Source organism: Brevibacterium permense (genome assembly GCF_025506275.1).
GTDB classification, from domain to species: domain Bacteria; phylum Actinomycetota; class Actinomycetes; order Actinomycetales; family Brevibacteriaceae; genus Brevibacterium; species Brevibacterium permense_A.
In genome coordinates, this window is sequence record NZ_QYCP01000018.1 from 1 (window position 1) to 404 (window position 404).

General features: G+C 64.6%; 1 protein-coding gene. It reads left to right on the forward strand.

The window, feature by feature from the left end:
* On the forward strand, positions 1 to 237 hold a 237-nt coding region (locus D3I60_RS18980), incomplete at its 5' end, for a transcriptional regulator, SarA/Rot family (protein ID WP_276584331.1).
* Positions 238 to 404 lie beyond the last annotated feature (167 nt).

Genomic DNA, 404 nt, shown 5'->3' on the forward strand with positions numbered 1-404 from the left:
CTGACGCCCCTGCTCAAAAGGCTGGAAAGCGCCGGCTATATCAGGCGCGAGCGCGGCCGCGAGGACGAACGCGTCGTCGTGCTTCGGCTGACCGAGGAAGGCAAGCGCCTCAAGGAAAAAGCGACCGGCATCCCCGACTGCATCGCCGCCGCCAGCGGCCGCGATGCAGTCGACCTCACCCGGCTACAGGCGGAGATCGTGGCGCTGCGGGAGGCGCTGAACAAGAGTGCGGCTTAGGCGTTACAAAAGCGGAATTGCGTCGTCGTGCCTGGGTCTTCACCTCCCTCTGCCCTGCCGGGCATCTCCCCCACGAAGGTAGAGATCGGCTGGGCGTGACGGCTTCCCCAAACAATTACCGTTTGGCGATCAGAACATCGACAGAGGGGGACTGAGTGCCTGGCCTC